Annotated in this window: 20 protein-coding genes; 7 read left to right on the top strand and 13 right to left on the bottom strand. The window is 41.7% G+C overall.

Annotated features, from left to right (window positions below; all coding sequences use genetic code 11):
* Nucleotides 1-31: 31 nt before the first annotated feature.
* From AB4Z08_RS15530 to AB4Z08_RS15515, 4 genes are all read right to left on the bottom strand, one after another.
* On the bottom strand, nucleotides 32-1,003 hold the full coding sequence (locus tag AB4Z08_RS15530; protein ID WP_441574669.1) for a FecR family protein: 972 nt from the start codon (nucleotides 1,001-1,003) through the stop codon (nucleotides 32-34).
* A 94-nt stretch (nucleotides 1,004-1,097) separates the two neighbouring features.
* Entirely contained in the window at nucleotides 1,098-1,670 is a 573-nt protein-coding gene (locus AB4Z08_RS15525; protein ID WP_441574668.1) for an RNA polymerase sigma factor, read from the bottom strand.
* A gap of 225 nt (nucleotides 1,671-1,895) precedes the next feature.
* Entirely contained in the window at nucleotides 1,896-2,396 is a 501-nt protein-coding gene (locus tag AB4Z08_RS15520; RefSeq protein WP_441574667.1) for a GNAT family N-acetyltransferase, read from the bottom strand.
* Nucleotides 2,397-2,521: 125 nt separating this feature from the next.
* Complete coding sequence (locus AB4Z08_RS15515; protein ID WP_441574666.1) at nucleotides 2,522-3,235, bottom strand: Crp/Fnr family transcriptional regulator; 714 nt, start codon at nucleotides 3,233-3,235, stop codon at nucleotides 2,522-2,524.
* 95 nt (nucleotides 3,236-3,330) lie between these two features.
* Here AB4Z08_RS15515 and AB4Z08_RS15510 point away from each other — a divergent pair, with 95 nt between their 5' ends.
* Both AB4Z08_RS15510 and AB4Z08_RS15505 read left to right on the top strand, forming a co-directional pair.
* Complete coding sequence (locus AB4Z08_RS15510) at nucleotides 3,331-3,735, top strand: hypothetical protein (protein WP_441574665.1); 405 nt, start codon at nucleotides 3,331-3,333, stop codon at nucleotides 3,733-3,735.
* A gap of 169 nt (nucleotides 3,736-3,904) precedes the next feature.
* Complete coding sequence (locus AB4Z08_RS15505; RefSeq protein WP_441574664.1) at nucleotides 3,905-4,321, top strand: DUF983 domain-containing protein; 417 nt, start codon at nucleotides 3,905-3,907, stop codon at nucleotides 4,319-4,321.
* Between the two features lie 480 nt (nucleotides 4,322-4,801).
* Here AB4Z08_RS15505 and gcvT read toward each other — a convergent pair whose 3' ends face one another.
* Genes gcvT through AB4Z08_RS15490 form a run of 3 tightly spaced genes read right to left on the bottom strand, consistent with a single transcriptional unit; the run spans nucleotide 4,802 to nucleotide 6,971 of the window.
* Complete coding sequence (gene gcvT / locus AB4Z08_RS15500) at nucleotides 4,802-5,893, bottom strand: glycine cleavage system aminomethyltransferase GcvT (RefSeq protein WP_441574663.1); 1,092 nt, start codon at nucleotides 5,891-5,893, stop codon at nucleotides 4,802-4,804.
* 60 nt (nucleotides 5,894-5,953) lie between these two features.
* A complete protein-coding gene (gene gcvH, locus AB4Z08_RS15495; RefSeq protein ID WP_441574662.1) occupies nucleotides 5,954-6,328 on the bottom strand; it encodes a glycine cleavage system protein GcvH in 375 nt (124 codons plus the stop codon).
* Nucleotides 6,329-6,353: 25 nt separating this feature from the next.
* Complete coding sequence (locus AB4Z08_RS15490; RefSeq protein WP_441574661.1) at nucleotides 6,354-6,971, bottom strand: methyltransferase domain-containing protein; 618 nt, start codon at nucleotides 6,969-6,971, stop codon at nucleotides 6,354-6,356.
* A gap of 164 nt (nucleotides 6,972-7,135) precedes the next feature.
* On the opposite strand from AB4Z08_RS15490, the gene AB4Z08_RS15485 reads away from it, so the two are divergent.
* Complete coding sequence (locus tag AB4Z08_RS15485; RefSeq protein ID WP_441574660.1) at nucleotides 7,136-7,843, top strand: Crp/Fnr family transcriptional regulator; 708 nt, start codon at nucleotides 7,136-7,138, stop codon at nucleotides 7,841-7,843.
* 27 nt (nucleotides 7,844-7,870) lie between these two features.
* Here the strand turns inward: AB4Z08_RS15485 and AB4Z08_RS15480 are convergent, their stop codons facing one another.
* From AB4Z08_RS15480 to AB4Z08_RS15460, 5 genes are all read right to left on the bottom strand, one after another.
* Nucleotides 7,871-8,623: a YoaK family protein gene (locus AB4Z08_RS15480; protein ID WP_441574659.1), complete on the bottom strand. Its 753-nt coding sequence runs from the start codon at nucleotides 8,621-8,623 to the stop codon at nucleotides 7,871-7,873.
* Between the two features lie 53 nt (nucleotides 8,624-8,676).
* Nucleotides 8,677-8,937 carry a hypothetical protein gene (locus AB4Z08_RS15475; RefSeq protein ID WP_441574658.1) on the bottom strand — a complete coding sequence of 87 codons (261 nt, stop codon included), beginning with the start codon at nucleotides 8,935-8,937 and terminating at the stop codon, nucleotides 8,677-8,679.
* A 38-nt stretch (nucleotides 8,938-8,975) separates the two neighbouring features.
* Entirely contained in the window at nucleotides 8,976-9,572 is a 597-nt protein-coding gene (locus AB4Z08_RS15470; RefSeq protein ID WP_441574657.1) for a methyltransferase domain-containing protein, read from the bottom strand.
* Nucleotides 9,573-9,815: 243 nt separating this feature from the next.
* Entirely contained in the window at nucleotides 9,816-10,313 is a 498-nt protein-coding gene (gene mug / locus AB4Z08_RS15465) for a G/U mismatch-specific DNA glycosylase (protein ID WP_441574656.1), read from the bottom strand.
* Between the two features lie 61 nt (nucleotides 10,314-10,374).
* On the bottom strand, nucleotides 10,375-10,773 hold the full coding sequence (locus AB4Z08_RS15460; protein WP_441574655.1) for a winged helix-turn-helix transcriptional regulator: 399 nt from the start codon (nucleotides 10,771-10,773) through the stop codon (nucleotides 10,375-10,377).
* 38 nt (nucleotides 10,774-10,811) lie between these two features.
* Between AB4Z08_RS15460 and AB4Z08_RS15455 the strand changes: the two genes are divergently transcribed.
* The 4 genes from AB4Z08_RS15455 to AB4Z08_RS15440 all read left to right on the top strand — a co-directional run bounded on the left by AB4Z08_RS15455 (nucleotide 10,812) and on the right by AB4Z08_RS15440 (nucleotide 16,094).
* Nucleotides 10,812-11,291 carry a DUF3291 domain-containing protein gene (locus tag AB4Z08_RS15455; RefSeq protein WP_441574654.1) on the top strand — a complete coding sequence of 160 codons (480 nt, stop codon included), beginning with the start codon at nucleotides 10,812-10,814 and terminating at the stop codon, nucleotides 11,289-11,291.
* Between the two features lie 334 nt (nucleotides 11,292-11,625).
* Nucleotides 11,626-13,125, top strand: coding sequence for an aldehyde dehydrogenase family protein (locus tag AB4Z08_RS15450; RefSeq protein WP_441574653.1), 1,500 nt, complete (start codon nucleotides 11,626-11,628; stop codon nucleotides 13,123-13,125).
* Nucleotides 13,126-13,190: 65 nt separating this feature from the next.
* The gene (locus AB4Z08_RS15445) at nucleotides 13,191-13,598 is read left to right on the top strand and encodes a RidA family protein (protein ID WP_441574652.1); all 408 of its coding nucleotides are present in this window, start codon (nucleotides 13,191-13,193) and stop codon (nucleotides 13,596-13,598) included.
* Nucleotides 13,599-13,943: 345 nt separating this feature from the next.
* Nucleotides 13,944-16,094 carry a T9SS type A sorting domain-containing protein gene (locus AB4Z08_RS15440; protein WP_441574651.1) on the top strand — a complete coding sequence of 717 codons (2,151 nt, stop codon included), beginning with the start codon at nucleotides 13,944-13,946 and terminating at the stop codon, nucleotides 16,092-16,094.
* A gap of 67 nt (nucleotides 16,095-16,161) precedes the next feature.
* On the opposite strand, the gene AB4Z08_RS15435 is transcribed toward AB4Z08_RS15440, so the two are convergent.
* Nucleotides 16,162-17,670 carry a pyridoxal phosphate-dependent decarboxylase family protein gene (locus AB4Z08_RS15435; RefSeq protein ID WP_441574650.1) on the bottom strand — a complete coding sequence of 503 codons (1,509 nt, stop codon included), beginning with the start codon at nucleotides 17,668-17,670 and terminating at the stop codon, nucleotides 16,162-16,164.
* Nucleotides 17,671-17,672: the final 2 nt, after the last annotated feature.

Raw genomic sequence — 17,672 nt, 5'->3', positions numbered from 1 at the left:
TTATATTGTTGGATTTGTTTACAGCAATCTTTTAATAAATAGTGATGTGTTGTCCCGTCATTTTGTAATTGTTCCCCAATGTTTGAGAAAGCAGACGCATGACATCCTGAATAGATAAGTTGGTTTCGAAATGCATGGTGACCTTTTCTGCATTCCATTTATTACCGGCTATAGTCACCGGCATTTTATACCATTGGCTGATAGTTTGTAACATTTCCGGTAAGGGAGTTTGATCGAAATAAAAATCACCGTTCCACCAGCTACAGATGCTGGTGGCATTAACGCTATCTATGGTTCCCAGGGGATTAGCCAGCGATACATCTACGCTCAGCCGCTTGTTCATGGTAAGTTCTGTGAGTTGGCGCCCCTTATAGGCCACAGCGACCTTACCCGTTTTCACCACCACGGTGGGATGTTGATGGGAAAGCGTATTCACTTCAAAAGAGGTACCCAATACGCGGGTTTGGAGATCCCCGGAGGCTACATAAAAAGCTTTGCTCTCGTCTGGTTTTACATCGAAAAATACGCGGCCGGTAACTTTTACTTTCCGATCCGATTGGTTGTAATTATCGGGCACCTCTATTACAGATCCGGGAAATAAACAGGCATCCGATCCATCCGGTAATTTATAGTGCAGTGCACTACCCTCTTTGGCGATGATGGAAGCATGGACCGGCGTTCTCTCCTGATGCTTTCCGGTAATATATTTAATGATACCTGCTGCCATCAATAAAAAGAGCAGCGAGGCGGCGATCCGCGGGAGGTACTTTTGTCTGAATAGCGCAACAATACCGCGTTTACGGACAGATGCTTCTTCAACACCAATACCAGCCATGATGTTATTCCAAAAGTATTGGGTCAGCTCTTCTCTTTTTAAAGGAGTCAGATCAGCTGCATCGGCTGTTGGGCGATCGAGCCAGTCCTCCATCTGTTTCTTTTCTTCCTTTGATGCGTTGCCCGCGAGGTATTTGTCGATTAAAATTTCCAGTTCAGATAGTTTCATATAGCTATGCTTACATACAAGCGTACAAAACGCAGCATTTTAACTATCCGGGGTGTATTACGAAATTGTTAACAAGGGTAGAGCAACCTGAGAATCAGAGTTGACTAAAGAGTATCATGGTCAGGATAGCTTCTCCCAGACCCACTTTCATCTTCTTAATAGCCGTATTAAGCTGGTTGCGCACACTTTGTTCTGAAAGCTGTAGTTGTAGTGAAATTTCCCTGATCGTAAGGTTTTGTTCCCGTGCCATTTTGAATATTTCTTTCATTCTTTTAGGTAACTTTTCTTCTTCCCTCTTCACCAGCAGATCTATTTCCTGCGCTTCCATCGGCGTAAGCGTTTCTTCAAATGCCGGCAGGATGGTATTGATAAGGATATCCTGTTTTTCACGGGCTTTTATGGATCTGGAAATAAAAGAGAGTAGTTCGTAGCGGGCAATACTGAAAAGATAGGCTTCTACGGATGTTTGTATGATAATCTGGCCACGTTTCAACCAGAATGAAATGAAGATATTCTGTATAATATCTTTGGCGTCATCTTCAGAATTAAGCTTCTTGTAGGCGTATAAATAAAGTCTTTCCCAGTACTTCCTGAACAAAAGGTTGAACGCTTGTACGTCATCCTGTTTCATTTGACGGAACAATTCAATTTCCTGATCAGCATTCATAAAAGCCTGGGTTTTGACAAACAAAGGTAGGAATGCGATATAGATGTGGGAAGACGTGAATCTTATGTTATTATTAAATTTAAGTAGGGTGGCTTATATATTAACACGGTGCCAATACCTGAAAACAGGTAGTTTTCCGATACCCGTTAACAGCTACGCGTTAAAACTGAAAAGGTAATTATTTCGAATAATCCTGTACGCTTATACTGCTTCATCTGTTTTCTACTATACATTTTGTCTTATTTCGTATTCAACACCATTATTCTCCAAATCCTCCACCTTAATGAAGTTAAGTCGCTCAAGCAATTTTATTGCGCGCTCATTTTGTTGCGTTGTTTCCGCCCAGATACGTTTTAGTTGCATATTATTTATGCCAAAATCTATAGCCAATGACATAGCAGCCGTCATAAAGCCTTGTCCGCGATATGACGGCAATAAAATGCAACCCAATTCTCCGGTACCTTTATCGAGCCCGCGATAATAACCACAAGTCCCGATAATTTTATTGGTCACATTCTCTGCAATACCCCAGTGAATAGAATTACCGTCCTTATAGTCCTGGTTGATGTTATCCTGCATCGCTATCGCCTGCTGCAAAGTTGTTGCCTGAACAGCATCGTAAAATGAAATTTCAATAATATCATTGATGTCGGAAAGCTGAATTTGTCGTAGGGAAATGTTGTCGCCGGTAATGATGGGGAAAACGCCGTAGGGTGGTAAATTCATTTTGTCATCTTATTACTGCTAAATAGTTTTTATGTGATACAAGGTAGCGATTACAGGAATAGATCTCTTTAAATCAGCTCTATGGTCTGCATTTACATAGGGATAGGGACAAAAGTTACTTACAATTAACCCAAGCCACAACCTGATACTTTAATAAGTTGTTTGATGTCCGTAATACAGATCTTCCTGCTATGTGATGTTAAAATACCGGCAGCTTTAAACTCTGTTAGAAATCTAACAATATTCTCTTTACCCGTACCTACCATATTTGCCAGATCACTACGGGAAAGATTAATCATAATATCTTCACCTGCAACTGTTTCCTGTTTAAATTTTTCACGCAAAACAATTAACGTGATTGCAAGCCTCTCTTTAACAGAACGTTGAGCAAATACAGAAATACTATTTGCCAATACGGTGAATTCATGACTGAGTGCTTTGAGTAATCTACGTGGCAGCACGCTGGATCTTCCCATAATAGTCATAAAATCCTCTTTGGGTATAAATGCAATGACACTTTCTTCTAATGTAGCAGCAGAGTCAGGATAACGTTCATCTGCTAAAATAGCATGATACCCGATTAACTCCCCTGCATTGGCAACGTATATAATTTGTTCTCTACCAGTTTGATCAACCTGGTATTTTTTAACTTTACCTTTTTTTACAAAGAAAATACCGGAAGCAACGGCTCCCTCTCTAAATATAACTTCCCCTTTCCCATATCGCTGCTCCTGCATATGGGAATAAAGATCTGCACATTCATCCTCCGGTAAATTAGTCAGGATGGACTGAGATTTAAAATTCCACTTATAAATGGGAAACAAACCGTCTAAACTCATAATAATTGACCCATTGGGCTAAAAAGTGATTTTTTGCAGTTTTTTAATTGAAAAGTATCAATGAAACCAAATCCTATCAAAGGTACCTTTGCAATATGAAAATATCAACTATTTCTCGCCCGAGAATCAATTTCACAAATAATCATGAGTGGATTGATTTAAACGGAAGTGTTGGGTTTGTAGGAGTTTCTGCACATAGACTAAAAGAAATTAAAAATATAGTTAATATAATATGGTATAATCCGAAAGGAATTATTGATAAGGGAACCATTATTGCCGAGCTCCATACCGTTGACGAAATTATACCTATACATGCTCCTGTTAGTTGTAAATATCTTGGCCGGAATCAAAAATTATCCGGTAATCTAAATCTTATATTGGAAAGTCCGCAAGACAATGGCTGGGTATTTTTCGTGACCCCGCTTAAATTTCACAACCAGGACCCGCTTCTTTCACCTGAAAACTATCAGAAATTAATTCGATCCCAAGTTGTCAATTGATTATTTAGTAATAACGTGAACACCTTGGTGAAACTTAACGGATAGTATTAGCGGGCATCTTACCTGTCAAATGTAATATCGAACATTGAAGCTGTCGCCGCTTCGTCCTTATCTGCATCAGAAATGTATCTATCAGGCATACATATGAAGATCAGAAGAAAACATTGTGATGAAGAAATCTAATTTTATTACTGGCATTTTGGAAAATAAATGCCCTCGTTGCAGAAAAGGAAAATTATTTAAAAATGACAACCCATACGAGCTAAGAAAGGTTCTGGATATGTACGATAATTGCCCCGTGTGTGGCCAGCGAACGGAACTGGAAATAGGCTTCTGGTATGGAACGGGGTATGTTAGCTATGTTTTGGCAGTGATGTTTTCAATACTAAACTTAATATGGTATTGGCTAATTTTTGGTATCACCTGGAGAGATAACAGCATCTTTCATTGGCTCATAGTTAATGGCATAATCCTTATACTTACGATGCCTTTGTTAATGAGATTGTCCAGAACATTATATCTGACCTTTTACGTAGGTCATGACCCTGAAGCGGAAGATCGGAAGAAAAAAGAAGAACTATTATAACTACCTGATATTTTACATTAATAACCTAAACTATTACTATATCAGGAACCAACCGTTTATTGAATTTCCCCGGCAATACCTGCCGCATATGAAAAGTTAAACAAAAGCATATAGCGTCACGGATGACATAGCTATATATGATTTGATCGTTAGGAAAAGAAGGAGTACCTCTGTACTCCTTCATTCCATTTTTACTTTTCCTGTCAAAAAATTACCTGCCTGGTTTAAACAATGCTGGACGATAAGGCCGGTATGAACGACAGGTCAGCATTCAACTATCAATTAACGCTGACTGAAAAATGGGGGATACAGTTACACTAAAGGACATTCAGATACCTTCCTGCCATCCCCGGCCCTGGCAGAATATTGCCATATTTAACCGCAGAAAATTTCTATTACCCAACTCCCCTGTTGATTTATCTTTATATAAATCAACAGGGGAGTTGGCAGCACATGCCGCGTTACAAAAACACAGGGATATTATCTTATCTGAGTTTTTATAAATGGAAGCCGGCAGATTTTCGCCGCGCACATCTTATCTCTTATCTTTATAAAAATAGTGCTATCCTCCCAGGCAAAATCACTGTCAATATATCCCAAACCAATTGCTTTCTTTAGCGAAGGCGATTGTGTACCTGAAGTCACCTTTCCAATAGGTACCTTGTTTGCACTATAAATTTTATGATTATGCCGCGGAATACTTTTCTCCATCATCTCAAATCCAACTAACTTACGAGAAAGGCCACCAGCCTTTTGCCTTTCAAGAAGATCATCCGCCGTAAATGTCTTGACAAATTTTGTAATCCAGCCCAGTCCAGCCTCCAACGGTGAAGTAGCATCATCAATATCATTGCCATACAGGCAGTATCCCATTTCCAGACGCAAAGTATCTCTTGCACCAAGGCCTATCGGTTTTATACCAAATTGTGTCCCTGCATCAAAAATATAATGCCAGAGCGTTGCAGCATCCTCATTAGGAAAATACAGCTCAAACCCACCAGCACCGGTATAACCGGTATTCGAAATAATTACATTGGATACACCCCCCAACGTTGCTATTCTGAATCCATAGTAAGGGATTTCAGATAAATTAACCGTAGTTAGCTTTTGTAAGGTAGCCAACGCCATGGGCCCTTGTACTGCCAATAAAGAAATGCTGCATGAAATATTATCAATTTCCGTGTTGAAAGTGTTCTTCAATTTCATCCAGCTGAGATCCTTTTCTATATTTGATGCATTCACTACTAGCATATAAGTAGTTGCGTCCAATCTATATACCAGCAGGTCATCCACTATTCCACCCATATCATTGGTGAGACAGGAATACTGTATCTTACCATCCACCAGTTTAGACGCATCGTTAGTAGTTACCTGCTGAATGAAGGATAAGGCCTCCGGTCCTTTGATAATAATTTCTCCCATATGGGATACATCAAATACACCAACACCTTTTCTCACGGTTTCATGTTCAATATTTATTCCCTCATATTGAATTGGCATGTTATAACCGGCAAATCCTCCTATCCTGGCCCCCAATTGACGATGAACATCTGTCAACGCTGTATCTTTCATTTTGTATAAAATATATTTAGAATCTATCTTCCTTTATAAGATAATGTCGTTAGTCATCTTTTATTGAACAAGATTTGTATACTGTTCGGCAGTGAGCAGGTTGGTCGTATCTATAGGTAGCTTTACCTGTACTTTAATAATCCAGCTGCCATAGGGGTCTTTATTAACCAGTTCAGGGCTTTTTTCAAGTAAACTATTAACTTCCATCACCTTACCTGCAACCGGCATAAAAAGATCTGACACTGTTTTCACTGCTTCTACTGTTCCGAAAATAGTCTCGGATTCAAGTGCTTTATTCATTGAAGGAATGTCCAGGAAAACAATATCTCCCAGCTCTTTTTGCGCGAAATCAGAAATGCCTATATACGCATACTCGCCATCAAGGTGAATCCATTCATGATCTTTTGAATACAACAAATGTGTTGGATAATACATGCTTATATTAAAATTTTAGCTTTGTTTATAATTTGATCCAGAATTTAAGCAAATGATCTATGTGTGTACCCACCATCTGGTATCCATGCGGAGCCTCCGCTTCTGCACAGTGATAGGTGGCAAGCCTCGTGCCCGCAGGCATTCTTTCAAGTTGATGAAATAAATACCTGTTATATTGATGATACAGGTTCCTGGAATAGGTGAGCTTATTGTCTATCTTATAAGTGCCGGGCAGGTTTTCATAAAAGGAGTTGAAAAAGTAAAAATGGTCATATTGTGTAAAATCCAATTCCATTACATTACCGTGCATGTAAGTAACATTATTAATCCCGGCCATTTCCTGGGCAATAGTTGCATAGCTTACCAGGTCATGACGCTGCTCAATGCCGTAAAAAAATGCATCGGGGTTGTAATATGCTCCTCCAAGGCAAAATTTACCCGCTCCACTCCCGATATCCAATACCTTAACACCCGGAGATGCAGCCAGAAATCCGGATGCTTTCTGAACTACCTTTAACGGGGTCCAGTGTTTCTGAGCCAGCGCCTGTATGTATAGCGGATAAAGATGATGGAAACTATCATCTGAATCAAACCACTTGTCCAAGTGTCCACGTAATGGAGTTGACGGTGTTGTTAATGACATGTATTATTTAAAAAATTTCGTTTACGATTGAAGTGGTAAAACTACCTGAATGTAACTAGCAGCTCCATGCTGTAAAGGTATTTATCATTCCATCTCGCTGCGGTAAACTTTATCATCCTAAAAAGTGAGTTTTATCAATTTTAAAAATGTTAATTTTGTGTGCTATGAGTATCAAGGGTATATTTCCAATAGATAAATGGGATTTCAAAAGTGAATCCATCCTTGCTGACTTACCCCATGATGTTTATGAGCTGCTGACAGCCCATAAGAGTGAGCAGATATATAAAAAAAACGAGGTCCTTTTCAGAGAAGGATCCTATCCATCTGGTATATTTTACATCACCAGGGGAAAGGTCAAAAAATATAAGGTTGATAATGAAGGTAAAGAGCAGATCATCTATTTGGCCAATACCGGACAACTGATCGGCTATCATGCCATCTTATCGGAAGATCGTTATCCTGATGCTGCTGCCGTGCTGGAAGAAAGTACCATCGCCTTCATCCCTAAAGAGGATTTTTTAAATGCGCTGGATTATTCTCCTTTGCTTAACAACAGGCTACTAAAAGCTTTAAGCCATGAATTTGCAGTACTCGCTAACAGCTTAACAATGTTTGCACAGAAAACTGTAAGGGAAAGACTGGCGCTGCAATTGATCATTATACGGGAAAAATATAAAGAGGATTACGTAGATGGTATGTCCATAGAAATAAATATAAGTCGTGAAGATTTAGCCAGCCTCGTTGGTACCGCCAGAGAAAATATCGTAAGAGTCCTGACTGAATTCAAGGAGGATGACATACTTGAAACGAAAGGCAGGAAAATTATAATAAAAGATGTCAACAAGTTGATCAAAATAGCTAATTATAAATAGTTACGCAGGCTAAATCAGCCAATACTATTATCTGCTTACTACCAATGCTCTTTTATCCCGAATCATGATGCGATGTACCATTTTGGAAAACATCACGCGAAAAACATCATAAAACATAGCAATAACTAATACAACTGCCGGTAAATAAAAGGCGAAATACCCAAGTTTCAAAAACATATATCCTCCTACAATTCCGCCTGTCAGAAAAAAGAATATGATAACGAGTCGCAGGATAATTTTTTTCCTGATAACGGCAGCTACTTTACCAGGCGTTGATATCAATGTATAAAGATCAATACCAAGATCTGTAAACATACCAGTAAGATGCGTAGTTCTAACCACATATCCGGAAATAGTTGATACCAAAGCATTTTGCATTCCCATGGCGAATAAAAGGCTACCTGCAAAGTATTCTGTCTTGATAATAGACTGATCAAATGTGTAGCCGAAGCTACCTACCAGTATAAGAATTACGATCTCAGTTACTATAGGTACTACATAGCCAAATCTTTTGTTCTTTCCTATTTTACCGGTACAAAAACTTGAAAAAAATGCCCCGGCAAGAAAGAGTACCAGCCATAAACCAACCATTCTTGCAGATCGTAAATCTCCGGTTACTAACTTATGTGCCAGTAATGCAGCGTGGCCGGTGACATTAGTGGTCAGTACCGAGAAGGCAACGAAACCGGCTGCGTTCACCATTCCTGCTGTAAAACACAAAAGCACTGCCAGCCGCAAATTATGCCTGTAGTTTCTCTTTCTTCCTATATGACGCAGCATTTATTAATTTTGTTGAAAACCTGACATCAAAAATAAGCGCACGGATATTAGTTTTATACCAATTCCATCATCGGATATTTTCTCAGGTATATATTAGCGTAACGTAAACATCCCCATTGCGTACTATTCCAATTAATGGGTGATAGATTTTCCAGCCAGGCCTGTAAGCCCAATACGAATGGCTTAATCATACCTTTATACCCCGTTTGCTCAATACCAGCAATTGCTACTGAAATAATTATTTCCACCTGGCTATTATCCCGGGCTGATTTCAGCTCTTCAATTACTAACAATACATATTTATCAGCTGCCATCATTTTTTATTTTAACCTAACGTCTTATTCACTTTCAGTTATCTCTTTATCCACATTTTCAAAAGAAAATCAACCGTTGCATCTACCAACTGGTAACTGGGTGGTATTTCGTCTTCCAGGCTATGAAAGGTAACTAATCTCGTACCTCCCGGTCTATTATCCAGTCCTTTGAACATGTAGCGCGAATAATAATTGTACAAGCCAGTGGAATATTCCATCTCCTGGTCAATCTGTCCCTCGTTAACAAGATTTTCAAAAAAAGAATTATAAAAATAAAAGTGATCAAATGCCTCAAAATCTATCTGCGTAAAATTGCCATTTATGAACTCAACATTCCTTGTGGCTGTCATTTTTTTTGCGGCTTGCGCAAAATGATATAACTCTTTTCGTTGTTCCACACCGTAAAATGTGGCTTCCGGAAACTGATGTCCTCCAATAAGACAAAACTTGCCGACACCACTGCCAATATCAAGAATTCTCCTGCCTGAACCCGAAGTCAAAAATTTAGCAGATTTTCTTGCCACCTCCATAGGGGTCCAATGTCGCTTGGATAATTGTTGTATCCTTTCCGGATACAACCAGTCAAATGCCGCATCATTCACATACCAGGTTGCATTAGATGTAATATTTTCCATGTTTATTGCTGACTATCTAAAGAATATATTGTGATCGTTTGGAAAAGGTTAACCGGATTAACAGAAAAACTGGCACTTTATTTATACGGCAAAGTTATCAGAAGATTCATTCTGTTTAATTGATACTTTGCAATTTTAAAGCTGCAAAAAGTCACTTTTTGAGTAAGTGAACGGGGAGGCGCAATAACTAAACACGGTTAATCTAGAAGAAAAAAGAAGACCGCGCTTTGCGAATAACGGGAATTACACTATTGCCTGGTACAATTCCCTGTAGTAGCCGACCAGGTCATTCAATGTGAAGCTTCGATTTAAGCCACTCGGGTTCGGCAGTACCCAAACTTTGGCTCCACAGCAAGCTTCCGGCTGAAGCCCCCATGCAATTTGCTTTTTCCCTGAAAACGCCATGTAGGCAGGTTTGCCCAGAAACGCAATATACTTTGGTTGAAAATGATTCATTTTTGTTTTAAAGGCTTCAATGGAATTGTGAAACTCTTCTTTTGAAAGCTCGTCCGCACGAACAGTGGCTCTTTCCACTGCCGTAGTCAGCCCATACCCGAAATCGAGGATCGTTGCATCATCATCTGGTGCTATTTGGTGCGGTGTAAACCCTGCCTGGTTCAATACCCGCCAAAAACGATTGCTTCGGTTGGAAAAATGGTGCCCGTATTGTGCAGATGTTAAACCGGGATTAATTCCGCAAAAAATGATGGTCAGGTCTTTTTTTATAATATCAGTTAACATGCTTCAAATTTAAAACCAACTATATCGTCTCCTATTCACGGAACCAGCCGCTCCCCTTCCTTTACAATACCTCTTCGGTCATCTCCCTGATGGATACCACCCCTTCGATATTGGCTAGCCCCCAGTCCTGAATGCCTTCCAGAATGCCCATGAGGGAATGCCCTTTGGGTGAGAGCAGGTATTCTACATGCTGTTTCTTAGGATCATATTGTTTCCGTATGATCAAACCATCGGTCTCCAGCTCATGCAGATGCGCAGAAAGCATTTTCCTGCTGATATTGGGAATAATCCTGTGCAGGTCGTTATACCGCATAGGTTTTATAGCCAGATAGCAAATGATACAGGGTTTCCACTTGGTGGAGAATATTTTAAGCGCACCAATCACCGCGCATTTTTTGATATTATAGGTATCACTTTGCCTTTTTCTGACTGGTAACCTTTTTGTAACTTCTTGACTCATGTTCGCTACCGATTTACCTTTGAAGATAATTTTTTTCTATGACTTATCATATAGCACAGATCAATATCGGCAGAGTGCTCGCTCCGATGGACAGCCCGGTAATGAGCACTTTCGTTGAGCGCCTGGACGACATCAATGCGTTGGCGGACAACAGCGAAGGTTTTGTATGGAGACTGAAAGATGATAACAATAATGCATCATCTATCCGGGTTTTTGAGGATGACACCTTAATCGTGAACATGTCTGTCTGGAAAGACATAGATACGTTATACGCCTATACTTACCAGACGGCCCATACAGAAATCCTGAAGAGAAGGAAAGAGTGGTTTGAAAAAATGGGAGAAATGCAGCTGGCGCTCTGGTATGTGCCGCAAGGCCATGTACCCACCGTGGCAGAAGCGGAAGAACGTTTGACTTATTTAAGGGAAAATGGTCCTACACCTTATGCATTTACCTTCAAACAACGGTTTAGTTACGAGGAGGCCATGACGTTCACAAATGAAAATACCCGGGTATAAAGTACAATCCATGCTATACGCCCGGCAGTTAAATAAAACAGAGCGGCTGTCTTAGCCTTTCTGTTTTATTTAGTCTCCAGGGGGTACTATGTTTGTTTGCGTGGCCTGAAAAAGGGAGTATCAATCAAATGAAAGGGAAGAATCGTTTCGGGATATTTTTTGGTACTACCATATTGGATTATGTACAAGATCCGCAGCATCTTGTTTTTGTAGGATTACTTGCTCGGGTAATCCTACCATCACACCACTAATGCACTAACCTACTTTTTGGTAAGTTATTGACATTAAAAGGCAATAGAAATACTTTTGGTTCTCACCCAATCGTAAAGAAATAATGATTGACCAACCCAAAATTTTCAATAAAAATTCGTTCAGTATAGATCCGGGGCTTCTGTTCATAAATGGCAGGTGGAAGCCAGCATCGAATGGCCAAACATTCGACCTGATCAACCCTTCAGATGAATCGCTGATCACCACTATTGCAGCCAGCAGCCCGGATGATGTTAATGAGGCTGTAGATGCAGCAAGACTGGCTTTTAATGAAGGACCCTGGAAGATTATAAAACCTTCTGAACGGGCAAGTCTGCTCTTCAAAATTGCCGACCTGATAGCAGCGCATGCCGAGGAACTAGCCTTTTGCGAGGCAGTGGAAATCGGTATGCTCTTTAAGGACTCCCTGAACATCAATATACCCCACATCGTCAATATGTTCCGTTATTACGGTGGCTGGGCAACCAAACTGGAGGGCCGGCAAAAACCGGTGGAAGGCTGGCCGGGCGAACATCTCTATTGCTTTACACGAAAAGAACCGCTAGGTGTGGTGGCTGGGATTACTCCCTATAACTTTCCGCTTATATTGTCTGTAAGCAAAATAGCACCCGCTTTAGCTGCCGGTAACACATTTATTCATAAACCCGCATCCGGCGCGCCATTATCGGCTATAAAACTTGCTAAAATAATAGAAGCTTCGGGCATCCCGGCAGGGGTTTATAATTTACTGACCGGTTCCGGAAGCGCCATAGGAAGTATATTAACGGCGCATCCGGATATAGCAAAAATTGCTATTACGGGTTCCACCGAAACGGGTAAACAAATTATCAAGGACGGCGCGGACACACTCAAACATGTAACGGTTGAATTAGGCGGCAAATCTCCACATATCATTTTTTCGGATGCCGATCTTGAAAAGGCGGTCGAAAGTGCCTACTTCGCGCTGTTCTGGAATAAGGGCGAGGTCTGTGTTGCAGGTTCAAGATTACTGGTGGAGGATGCCATCTACGATGATTTTATAGCAAGACTTACTGAACGGCTTTCCAAAGTGAAGGTTGGCGACCCATTCGATCCGTTAGCTGATTACGGACCCATGTCGGGCAAAAGTGCTTATGATAAAGTCAATAGCTACATCAGTATAGGAAAACAGGAGGGCGCGAAAATAATCACCGGCAGCACGGAAAGAGCATCGTCAGAAAAGGGATATTATATCCGTCCAACCATTTTTGCAGATGCCACCAATAACATGCGCATAGCCAGAGAAGAAATATTCGGACCTGTATTGCCGGTTATCAGGTTTCAGGGCTTTGACGAAGCCATTCGCATCGCAAATGATACCACCTACGGACTTGCTTCCGGTGTGCAGACCACCGACCTCAGAAAGGCAATAAAAGCCAGCGAGTTACTCCAGTCGGGCATGGTATGGCTCAATACCTGGCACCATTATTCACCTGCCGCTCCTTTTGGAGGCTATAAACAATCCGGTTACGGGCGGGAAAATGGTATGGAGGCGCTTGACTACTATACCCAAACCAAAACTGTGTGGATGGACCTAAACAGTTAAAAATTAAATTTGGTATAATTATCTTTAGAAATGATAAGCATTCATTGAAAATTATAAAACGACTCATGAACAAACAAATTCAACACATCAATCCCGATGGGATGATAAAGAGTCCGGCATTTTCTCAGGCGATTATCACACAAGGTAATGGAACTACCATCTATATCGGTGGCCAAAACGCGGTGAATGAGCAGGGTGCCCTTATTGGCAAAGGAGATATCGAACAACAGACGGAACAGGTGATGAAGAATATCTTACTCGTGCTTTCCGCCTGTAATGCTACCTTCCAGGACGTAGTAAAGCTGAACATTTACCTGGTACAAGGCCAGGATGCACGTATTGCGTTTGGCACCGCTAAAAAATTTATGGGAGACGGCACCAACCCACCCGTAGTAACGGTGCTGATGGTGGCAGGATTGGTTAACCCGGATTGGTTGTTGGAAATAGATGCCATTGCTTTTACTGGTCAATAGCACTAAATCATAATTTGACATCGATAGGGGCAATAATGGCCCCCCCCCATTAAGTCCTGTGAACGAAATAAACGAATCCGGAAATGAGATATCCTAGCGGTGTCTCATTTCCTTATAGCTCCTCCCGCTGAAATAAATACCCCTCCCTTCTGCTCCACTGATATGCGTTTTCATGATAACATGGTATACTGTTTTGTGGAGTTACACCAGGTTCGCGAATGTTAATTCTTAGCAATGCAAATCAGAAGCAGCGCGATACCCGAATTTTGATTTATTAGCGTGGCTTTCGCTCAAAGCGTTAACACCATTGTATCTCCCTATTACCTAGCAACTAAATTCTATCCGATGAAAACATTTTTACATCTGCTTAACTCAATGCTCAGCGTGTTATTGGTATTACTATTCTCCTCCCGAAGTTACGGACAAACAGTGTATGCAAACAGCCAATCCAATTCTATTACCGGTTTATGTCTGTTATGCAGTATCACCAACCCCAACAATGCCGTTGATACTAACCTCAATAATTATTCGGAATTTGTGGTACCTGTGCAATTATTAGGTACCAAATTATCTCAAACACTGATTTTCCCTTCCGCAGGAAGTGCCGCCTGCGATTCACTGATTATAAAAGTAGGAAGCAGTTATTCATTAAGTGCCGGCGCTTTTAGCAATATTACGCTACGCACATACAACGGTAGTACTGCGAATAATGATTCACTCACCCCCTCCGCAGCACAAATACATATTCTGCCGGATAATACGCAGGCAGAACTATTATTGCGACCAGGTCAATCCTTTGACCGGGTGGTAATAACCTACAATCTGGGATTGGCTGGGCTATTAGGAAACTTCAGGATATATTATGCACGGCGTAAACAGTCATTACCTGCACCCTTCACTATACCGTCAAAAGATACTACGGTATGCCAGGGGAATCCTGTAAAAATACGTCCATTGCGTAACGCCAATACTACATACCGCTGGTATGATGCCGTAACAGGTGGAAATCTGATATCATCAGATCCCGCCGATTATTCCATTACTGTTAATCCTCCAACTACTACCACCTATTATGTGGAAGCAGAAAGCGGAGGATGTATAAGTCAGCGTACACCAGTAAAGGTACTTATCAATCCCCGGCCTGCTAATCCGGTATACTCAGTACCGCAGTCTATTGCCTGCGGCAATACTGCCATATCCGTATCCAACTATCAGTCTGGTATTAACTATAATGTCCGGCTTAAATATTCCGGGCTTTTTGGTCTCATAAAAGATACTTCCTTTACGGTAACCAATAGTGGCATTGTGAATATAGCAGACATTGCCTATTTCTTCAACGCTAATGTTGACATTTACTTACAGGCGGTGAACGCCCTTACTGGCTGCCTGTCTGATAGTGTACATATGGCATTTAGCATAGGAGGCCATGCCACCTATGTTGCGTTGGATGCAGACAGTATCACCATTTGTAAAGGTGACAGTGCTACTTTCCATGCATTTATTCATGATAACCCCGGTGATGACATCGCCATTATTCGCTGGTATGATGCGCCTGTGGGAGGTCATTTACTTGGCATCGGTAAGTATTTCAAAGCTAGCCCCACTGCTACAACTACCTATTATGTTACTGCTGCATATCAATGTGAATATCCCGTTCGGATTCCGGCAACTGCAGTTGTCCGTAAATTACCTGATCCGGTATATACTGTTCCGCAGGGAATGGTTTGTGGCAGCCAGACATTACCAGTCCAAAACCACCAGGCAGGCTTTAACTACCGCGTACATCTATTGTACAAAAATTTTTCAGGTATATTTCTTGACACTGCCTATGTGATAACCAATAGCAGTAGTATCACCACCCCTGCATTCTTGCCACCTGTTCCATCCCAGGTTGATGTTTCTGTTCAGGCGGTCGATCCTGTTTCCGGATGCAGGTCTGATACCATTTATAAATCATATAATATGGGTGGCGCTTCTCAGCTTCCACATGTTGATGCAGATAGCATTAATATATGCATAAATGATAGTGCCACGTTGCATGCATTTGTTCCTGTATTTACACTGTCGATTATCAGGTGGTACGATGCGTCAACAGGAGGTAATTTATTATTTACAGGCAACTATTTCAAAGTCAGTCCATCCACCACCAGGATTTATTACGCGAGCGCTGGTTACGAATGTGAATACCCGGTAAGGAAACCAGTAAAGGTAATTGTTAATCAATGCCTGTCCATTAGTAAAAACGCCGGCACTTCGCCTGAATCACTCGAATGCTATCCCAATCCCACCAGCGGCCTGCTTCAGATACGCCATAAGGAGAACCTGGAAGGAAGTACTATCCGCGTAAACGATCTTCAGGGCAAACCTGTTTATCAGGGTATTCTGAAAGCTAACTATATACAGCTGCCATCATCTGTACCAACCGGCATTTATATTATACAGGTACGGGTAAAAACAGGAAAAATACTGATCGGAAAAGTGATTGTAAATAAATAGTATTCAGGAGCATTGAAAAGTCCCGGTACATTCATCCCGGGACTTTCCTGATCACTCATCCCACTGATCAAAGCAGGCTATATCCTTTGGACTTAATGGTGGCAAGTATTTCCCGTATATGCGACACCGTAGTAACGGGATTCAGAATAGTAAACTTCAGGTAAAAGTTGTTCTCCACTTTGGTGCTGGCTACTATACAGACACCTTCGAAAAAAAGGGCTTGTTTAATCCGAAGATTCAGGGCCGACAAATCTGTCTTAATACCTGCCGGCCTGAAACGGAATACCAGTACTCCCAGATCTGAACTACTGAGCAGATCAAACTCCGGGTCCTGTTGCAGCAAGGCAGCAGTGGCTGCTGCAGTATCTATCATCATATCCGTATATACGCCAAGTTTATGTTTTCCTGTCAGTCGCAGCGTACACCAGAGCTTTAAGGCATCAAAGCGGCGGGTGCTCTGGGTAATAGATTTATTGATCTGTGCCGGTAGTTCATCATAGTCCTGGTCCTCCGGGTTCAGATAATCCGCATGGTGCCTGACCAATTGCAGTGTGGATTTGTCCCTCACCAAAAAGGCGCTGCTGCTGATAGGCTGGAAGAAAGATTTATGATAGTCAATGGTAACGGAATCCGCTTGTTCTATCCCTTTCAACAGGTGGCGATATTTGTTGGACAATAACAGACCGCAGCCATAGGCAGCGTCTACATGCATCCACAGCTGGTATGTAGCCGCGATGTCCGCGATGGGCTGCAATGGGTCTATATTACCGAAATCAGTAGTACCAGCGGTGGCGACAATAGCAATCGGAATATTCCCCTGGCTCAACTGCTCATCCACAGCAGCTTTGAGTGCGGCGGTATCCATTCGGAAACGACTGTCTGTCTTCACTTTTACAATCGCCTGCTCCCCCATTCCTAACAGCCAGGCATTTTTCTGGTTGCTGAAATGGGCCTTGTCTGAAACAAATATCCTGAAACGGGATGCCTGTGCAGGTAGACCATCCTCCTTAATATGATGTCCGAGCATCTTTATGGCAAAATGGTCTCTGGCTAATAACAACCCCATAAGGTTGGACTGTGAACCGCCTCCTGTAAACACACCATCCGCATTCGTATATCCAATCTCGTTAGCAGTCCAGTCTATCAGTCTTCTCTCAATAAAGGTGCCGCCTGCGCTCTGATCATAAGTATCCTGGGAGGAGTTAACAGCGCTGATGATGACTTCAGCAGCCAAGGCAGGTATCACTACCGGGCAATTCAGGTGAGCGATATACTCAGGTAGATGAAATGCTGTAGCATGGCGGATGTACAACTCATTCACCTCCTCCAGCAGCGCATCGTAACCGGCAAGTGGCCGGCTCAGGTCCACGCTGTACACCAGCTCCTGTATGGCAGCTGGTTTTATACCTGTAAAGGGTTGTTTGGTGTCCCGCAGGAAACCCATCACAGCTGCCCGGGCTTTTTCCACGGCCTGGTGGTATTCTGCACCGGTTGCTTCATATAATAGGTCGTTCAGTAATGGGTTGCTCCTGTTGTATAAGGGGGGGGCAGCCATTGTAAGCTGATCTGTATGCATAA

Origin of the sequence: Chitinophaga sp. RAB17, assembly GCF_052114225.1 — a bacterium.
Lineage (GTDB): Bacteria > Bacteroidota > Bacteroidia > Chitinophagales > Chitinophagaceae > Chitinophaga.
This window is presented reverse-complemented; position numbering and strand designations above follow the sequence as displayed.